2 protein-coding genes are annotated in these 7,883 nt (G+C 61.6%); one reads left to right on the forward strand and one right to left on the reverse strand.

Features of this window, described 5'->3' with window-relative positions; all coding sequences use genetic code 11:
* The first annotated feature begins 11 nt into the window (after window positions 1–11).
* Window positions 12–4,133, forward strand: a complete 4,122-nt coding sequence (locus J3P84_RS18510) for an amino acid adenylation domain-containing protein (RefSeq protein WP_434625002.1) — start codon at window positions 12–14, stop codon at window positions 4,131–4,133.
* Window positions 4,134–5,087: 954 nt separating this feature from the next.
* Here J3P84_RS18510 and J3P84_RS18515 read toward each other — a convergent pair.
* Window positions 5,088–7,550: a TonB-dependent siderophore receptor gene (locus J3P84_RS18515; protein ID WP_434625004.1), complete on the reverse strand. Its 2,463-nt coding sequence runs from the start codon at window positions 7,548–7,550 to the stop codon at window positions 5,088–5,090.
* Window positions 7,551–7,883 lie beyond the last annotated feature (333 nt).

Here is a 7,883-nt window from a genome sequence, read left to right on the forward strand (position 1 = left end):
GCGAGAACACCATGAACGAATTGCTAGATGATGATCTGCTGGCGCTGCTGCTCGATGACGCCGCCGACGATCTGCACGCGCGGTCCAACCGCAGCCGGCTGGACCGCGCGCCCTTGTCTTTCGCCCAGCAACGCTTGTGGCTGGAACAACAGCGCGACCCGACCCGGTCGGCCTACAACCTGCCACGTGCCCTGCGCCTGACGGGCGAGCTGAATGCCGATGCCCTGGAGCAAGCGCTGAATCGGGTCATCGACCGGCACGATATCCTCCGCACCGCGTTCATCGAAATCGACGGCGCCGCGACCCAGGTGGTTGAGCGCAACGCCTGCCTGGTCCTGCATCGCGAAGACCTCGCCGGGCTCGACCAGCCGACGCTTTCGCAGCGCATCGAGCAACACGCCCGGCGACCGTTCGATCTCACCCAGGCGCCGCTGATGCGGGCCACCCTGCTCAGGCTGAGCCCTGCGGAACATGTGCTGTTGCTGAATATGCATCACATCGTGTCCGATGCCTGGTCCAACACGATCCTCATGCAGGACATGACCCAGGCCTATGCCCAGGGCTTGCTGGGCGATCCGTCACCGCTGCCGCCGTTGCCCCTGCAATACGCCGACTACGCGAAGTGGCAACGCGGCGAGTACTTGCAGAGCCTGGCCTGCCGGCGCGGCGGCGAATACTGGAGCGAGTACCTGGGCCACGACCTGCCCACACTGGAACTGCCACAGGATTTTGCGCGCACCGCGAGCCAGACACACATGGCCGGCCGTGTGCAGGTGGCGCTGGCCCCGGCGATGGTCCATGCGCTCGACACGTTCTGCCAACGCCAGGGGCTGACGCCGTTCGTGGTAGCACTGGGTGCCTGGCAATTGCTGCTGGCCCGCTACAGCCGCCAGACCGACTTCACCGTCGGCGTTCCCAACGCCAACCGCAACAACCATGAAAGCCAGGACCTGGTAGGTTTTTTTGTCAGCAGCCAGGTGTACCGGGCGCGGATCGACTCGACCCGCAGCGCGCTGGATTTTCTCCGCGATCTGCGCGTGCAGTCCCTCGCCGCGCTGGAGCATGCCGATTACCCGCTGGAATTGATCCTCGATCAATTGGGCGCCAACCCGCTGTTTCAGGTCCTGTTCAACTGGCGCACCGGATCACAGGCGGCGTCGCTGCCAAGTCCGCATCAATTCATGCTGGAGTTTCTCGACACCGGCGAAAACCAGGCCAAGTTCGACGTGTCGCTGGATGTCGACTATTCACAACAGCAGACCGTGGCGACCTTCGAATACAGCCGTGACCTGTACCGCACACAAACCATCGAGCGCATGGCCGAGCATTGGCAGAACGTGCTTCGCGGCCTGATCGAAACGCCCGGCTGCGCCCTCGGCGAGCTACCGTTGTTGAGCGCCGATGAACAGCGGCTGACCCTGAACGACTGGAACCGTCGGCCGACCCGGTTGCGCCAGGAAGAGTGCCTGCACCAGGTGATCGAAACCCACGCCGCCAACACCGCAGAGGCGATAGCGCTGACGTTCGAAGGGCAGCACATAAGCTATGCCGAGCTCAATCGACACGCCAACCAATTGGCCCATCGTTTGATCGAACAAGGCGTCGGGCCCGACGTACTGGTCGGCATCGCCGTCGAACGCACGCCACGGATGATCATCGGCCTGCTGGCGATTCTCAAGGCCGGCGGCGCCTACGTACCACTGGACCCGGCCTACCCGGCCGATCGCCTGGCCTACATGATCGAGGACAGCGGCGTCAGGCAGATCCTGACCGAGGCCCACCTGCTTGATTCGCTGGCGCTGCCCGCCGGCGTCGACTGCCTGTTGCTGGATCCGGTCGATGCCGTCAGCACCTATCCCGAACATAATCCGCACGTGCCGATGGATCCGGACAACCTGGCCTATGTGATCTACACCTCCGGTTCCACCGGCAAACCCAAAGGCGCACTGCTCGCGCACCACAACGTCAGCCGATTGTTCCAGGCCACCGACCATTGGTTCGGTTTCGGCCAGCAGGACGTGTGGTGCCTGTTTCACTCCTACGCTTTCGATTTTTCCGTGTGGGAGATCTTCGGTGCCCTGCTGCATGGCGGTCGACTGGTCATCGTGCCCCACGCCGTGAGCCGTTCGCCCGAGGATTTCTACGCCCTCCTCTGCCAGGAAAAGGTCACGGTGCTCAACCAGACGCCATCGGCATTCAAGTCATTGCTGCAGGTGGCCTGCGCCGCTCAACAGACGCTCGTCCACCGGTTGCGACAAGTGATTTTCGGCGGTGAAGCGATTGATGTGCAAAGCCTGCGTCCCTGGTTCGAACGTTTCGGCGACCAGACACCACAATTGATCAACATGTACGGCATCACCGAAACCACGGTGCATGTCACCTGGCGGCCGCTGTCGTTGCAGGATTTGCATGGCGAGGCCGCCAGCCCCATCGGCGAGCCCATCGTCGATCTGTCCTGGTATTTGCTCGATGCGCACCTGAACCCGGTGGCCAAGGGTTGCATCGGCGAGCTGTATGTCGGTCGCGCGGGCCTGGCCCGCGGTTATCACCAGCGCGCCGGCCTGACCGCCAGCCGTTTCATTCCGGACCCGTTCGACCCACTGTCGGGCGGACGCCTGTACCGCACCGGCGACCTGGCCCGCTACCTCAGCGACGGCAGCATCGAATACATCGGACGCCTCGATCACCAGGTCAAGATCCGCGGCTTCCGCATCGAGTTGGGCGAGATCCAGGCGCGCCTGCAAATGCTCTCGGCGGTCCGCGATTGCGTGGTGTTGGCCCATGAAGGCCCGGGCGGCCTGCAATTGATCGCATACGTCATCCCGACGCAACCGGCCTCGGCCGAGTTGCGCGAAGGCCTGCTGACTGCGCTGAAAACGCAGATGCCGGACTACATGGTGCCCAGCCATCTGTTATTCATCGATCACCTGCCGCTCAATGCCAACGGCAAGCTCGATCGCAAGGCCTTGCCGGAACCGGACGCCGACCTCCGGCATTCGACCTACGTGGCGCCCCGCACACAGTTGGAACAGGCCCTGGTGCAACTCTGGCAACAGTCGCTGAAGGTCGAGCGCGTGGGTATCAGCGACAGTTTCTTTGAGCTGGGTGGGCATTCGATCCTGGCGATCGAGCTCATCGCCAACCTCAAGGCACGCCTGAACCACACGGTGCGCCTGCAAGAACTGCTGGCCAACCCGAGCATCGCCGAACTGGCCCGGTTCATTTCGCAAAAACACCGCGAGCAGACGCAGTGCCTCGTCGCCCTGAACAACGCGCCCGCCAGCGCACCGCAGCTGTTCTGTCTGCACCCCAGCGGGGGCATCGTCTTCTGCTACCAGCCACTGGCGCGCAAACTGCAAAATCGCGCACGCACCTTCGGCGTCATGCACCGCGGCTTCAGCGAACCCCATGCGGGCCCCGAGGCCTGGCACCAGATGATTGCCGACTACAGCCAGGAAATCGTCTCGGCTCAGCCAGAGGGTCCGTATTACCTGATGGGATGGTCCCTGGGCGGGGCGATCGCCCTGGACATCGCGGCAACCCTGGAAAGCCAGGGTCATACGGTGGGTTTCCTGGGGCTGGTGGACAGCACGATTCCCGAGCACCTGTATCCCGCGACATTGCCGCGTCATCGAGAAGGGCTTGCGGAGGAAAAAACCGACCCGGCCTCGCAGGATCTGCAGGAGGCAATCGAGTATTTCGATCTGCTGTTCCCTGCTCTTACGGAACGCACCGCGGCCTTTCGACGGGAACACCCTGACAGCTCGGTCAAGGCCTTCCACGAGTGGGCCGCCGGCCAGATCGAGCCTGAGCGAGGCGACTTGCTGTCGGTCGTGCAGAGCGTCAAGGAAGAGGTCATGAATGCCCAGGCGTTCTCGGTGCATGACCGGTTGCTGGAGGCCTTTGAAGGGTTCACTTTCAAGCCGGTACGGGTACGTCCCAGCTGCTGGTGGACCGAGGCGGAGAAAACACCGCAAGAGCTGGCGTTTTGCGAGGCGTTGGTCAGGGAACATAGCTTGACTGGCGAGTTGCAGTGCTCGGTGCATTCTCCGTTGCGCCATCGGGGCATGATCTTTGATGAGGGGTTGCTTGATTCGTTGGTTGAGGTGTTTTTGGGGGGCTTGGCGGGGTAGCGCTTGATTAGTTGATCGGTGTGTATATCCGGTTTTTCGGTAACGGCTGCTTAGGGTTCCGCCCTTACGGCGGCTCACTTTTGAGAAGCGCAAAAGTAAGCAAAACGCTTTTGCCCCACCACTTGGTGCCTCGCCTAGGCTCGGCATGCCCTCACTCCGGCATTGCTCCGTGGGCCGCCGCGAAGGGCCGTCCCTGGCCCAGCGCGGCTACCTCGGCATCCATGCCGAGGTGCCCACTGCGCAATGCCTGCGTTCGGCCAGCGTGGTTAATGGGGCGCCGAAATCAACGTCCACGGCGAGGCGGCCTTAGAGCCGACCTGGTTCTTGCTGGGGTCCGCGTTCCTTCTGTGGGAGCGAGCCTGCTCGCGAAGGCGGAGTGTCAGTCGATGAAGATGTTGGATGTGCCGGCCTCTTCGCGAGCAGGCTCGCTCCCACAGTGATTCCCTGTGGGCCGTGAAATCGGTGTCTGTCGAAAATCCAATGTGGGAGCGAGCTTGCTCGCGAAGGCGGAGTGTCAGTCGATGAAGATGTTGGATGTGCCGGCCTCTTCGCGAGCAGGCTCGCTCCCACAGAAGGAACGCGGACCCCAGCAAGAGCCAGGTCGGCTATAAGGCCGCCTCGCGGTGGACGTTGATTTCGGGCGCCCCGTTAACCACGCTGGCCGAACGCAGGCATTGTGGAGTGGGCATCCCGGCATGGATGCCGGGATAGCCGCGCTGGGCCAGGGACGGCCCTTCGCGGCGGGCCCACGGAGCAATGCCGGAGTGAGGGGACACCGAGCCTTGGCGAGGTGCCGAGTGGTGGGGCAGAAGCGTTTTGCTTACTTTTACGCTTCATAAAAGTGAGTCGCTGTAAAAGCGAAACCGCCAGCGGCCATAACCAAAGAAATGGATATGCACAAAAAAAACCGACCCGCAAAACCACAAGCGGATCGGCCTTCCACCCCAGATCAGATCAAAACTGCGGTGTATATTTCACGGTAAACATCAAATTCCTAGGATCGCCGAAGTTGTTGTTACCGTTGATCTGGTTGTAAGCCGGCGTGATATACGTCTTGTCGAACAGGTTGTTGGCATTGACCGCCAACCCGATCTCCGGCGTCAACTGATAGCCGACACGGGCATTCCACACGGTATAACCCGGAACGTCATAGTTGAGGTCGAAGACCTGCGTATGGCTTTGGGTGGTGAAGCCCAGGCCCGCATTGACACGGTTCCAGTCACCGGTGAACTGATAGTTGCCCCACACCCGCAGCATGTGTTTCGGCGTCCAGGTACTGAAGACACTGCCTTCGTTGGTCGGGTCTTCCAGGTACTTGGTGGTGTTGTAGGTGTAGCCCGCGAACAGCTGCAAGTTGTCTACCACTTCACCGCTGATCTCGGCCTCGATGCCCTGGCTGCGGACTTTCCCCGCGGCTTCGGAGCAGTTCAACCCGGTACAGCTGGGGATGTTGACGGCACGGTTCTCATGGTCGTAGCGAAAGACCGCCAGGGAGGTGTTGACCCGCCCGTCCATCAACTCACCCTTGAGGCCGATTTCGTAGTTGGTACCGACGATGGGCTTGAGTACCGAACCGTTCGGATCAACGTTGGTCTGCGGCTGGAACACGTCGGTGTAGCTGGCGTACACCGCCCACTCACGGCTCAGGTCATAGACGATACCGGCGTAGGGCGTGACCACCCCGGTTTCAGTCGCGGTACTTGGCGCGTTGCGGGTAATACCGGTTGCCCGTTCCGTTTTCGACTTGTAGCTGAAGTCATACCAGCTGACCCGGGAGCCGAGGATCAGCGTCAGGTCGTCCACCGGCTTGACGCGCCAGGTACCGTATATACCTTTCTGGCGAATGTCATATTTGCTCAGTGTGCCCATGCCACCCGGGCTGTTGATCAGACCCTCATAGCTGATGTCCGGACGGTTGTTGTCGAGGTCGAAGATATCGTCGGTGCTGCTGTTGAAGGTCCGGGCGTATTTGTCGTCCGTCTCCAGCTGGGAGTAGTTGCCGCCGAGCATGACCTCCTGCTCCATCGACAGGGCTTCGAACTTGCCGACCAGGTTCATGTCCAGACCCACTTTGGTGGACTGGAAGTCAGTCACGAAGTCGGCATATTGCACACGGCTGCCATCCGGTAGCAGGCCGCCAGGACTTTGCGTGCGCTGGTTTTTTGCCTGGTTGTCTTCGGTCATCTGCACTGCACCGACCTTGAACGCCCAATCCTCGTTGAAGCGATGCTCCAGGTCGGCGTACAGCGTGGTGACGTCGATATCGGAACGGTTCCAGCGCGCGCCGGTGTAGGTCGAGCGCGACACGTCCGGCATCGAGCCATCGGCGTAGCGTGGCAGGCCGCGGATGTTGCCACGCGACTCGCCGTTGGATTGGCTGGCCGCGAAGCCCAGGGTGGTGTCTTCGCTCAGGTCGATGTCCAGCGAGCCGTAGAGCGAGTGGGTCTTGTTCCAGGCATGATCGACGAAGGAATTGCTCTGGTCTTCATCGGCGACGATACGACCGCGGATATTGCCCGCTTCGTTCAGCGGGCCGCCGGCGTCCAGTTGCAGGCCGTAGTGGTCCCAGGAGCCGGCCTTGCCGGTCAGGGTCACGGTCGGGGCGCTCTGGCCACGCTTGCGCACCAGGTTGACGGCGCCACCCGGGCTGCCGGTGCCTTGCAGCAGGCCGGACGCACCACGGAGAATTTCCAGGCGGTCGAAGAAGATCAGGTCCTGGGTCGCCCAGTTGCCCAGCGAGTAGGTGTTACGCGGGATCGGCACACCGTCGTACTGCCAGTCGTCAATCTGGAAACCGCGCGACGAGAGGATCATGCCCTGACCAACGCCCTGCAGGCCGACGACGCCGGTGGTCTGGTTGACGGCGTCCTTGAGGCTGACCAGGTTCTGGTCATCCATCTGCTTGCGCGTCATCACCGTGATCGATTGCGGAATCTCCTTCAGGGTATGAGTGCCCTTGCCGATGGTCACCGCATTACTGGTGTACGAGTTGCTGCCTTCGGTGGTGGCCTCCGGCTGCTTCGCGTTGATGGTGGTCGCGCCCAATTCCAGGCCTGCGCCGGAGCCCTTTACCAGCATCAGGGTATTGCCCTCGAGGCTGTGGCGCACGCCGGTGCCCTTGAGCAATTCGGCGATGGCCGCTTGCGGGCTCATCTTGCCGCTGACGCGATTACTTTTCAGGCCGGCCAGTTCGTCGGCGTTATAGATGACTTGTTGGTTGGTCTGCTCGCCGAACGCTTTTAATGCCTGCGGCAGCGGTTGCGCAGGGATGTTGATGCTGACGTTTTCAGCCATCACCTGGGTGCTCAATGGCAACACGCAGACCAGACCCAGGCCCGTCAACACCCGGCGCGAACGCAGGCCGCGGGACATGACCAATGCCTTGAACAGCGGTTTCAACTCATGAATTGCCGACATCGTGCTCTCTATTATTGGTAGAAGTTAAAAGTCCATGGCGGCCGAAGGGCCTGCCGCTCGCCAGCACGGTGTACCTGCTGACCGACCCCTCCCCGGGTACGGTCATCCGGCTGGACGACAGCTAAATTTTTCCTGGACACAACCGGCGCCTGGGCAGCCCTGCCCGAGCCGATTTGCCCGCATACCTTAGTAAGACGCAGCAACTGGGAAAAACCGGAATGAGTTTATTTATCATTCGCGCAAAAGCTCAAAAAAAAGCCGATGCGAACGGGCACCGGCCTCTTGTTGATTGAAGCGATCGTTCCTACGCGGAGCGTGGGAACGATCTCCATT

The sequence above is a fragment of the Pseudomonas sp. Z1-29 genome (assembly GCF_051131995.1).
In the GTDB taxonomy this organism is placed as follows: Bacteria; Pseudomonadota; Gammaproteobacteria; order Pseudomonadales; family Pseudomonadaceae; genus Aquipseudomonas.

Coding starts and splice junctions, on each gene's coding strand:
- J3P84_RS18515 (WP_434625004.1), bottom strand. CDS start 7,550: ATGTCGGCAATTCATGAGTTGAAACCGCTGTTCAAGGCATTGGTCATG.
- J3P84_RS18510 (WP_434625002.1), top strand. CDS start 12: ATGAACGAATTGCTAGATGATGATCTGCTGGCGCTGCTGCTCGATGAC.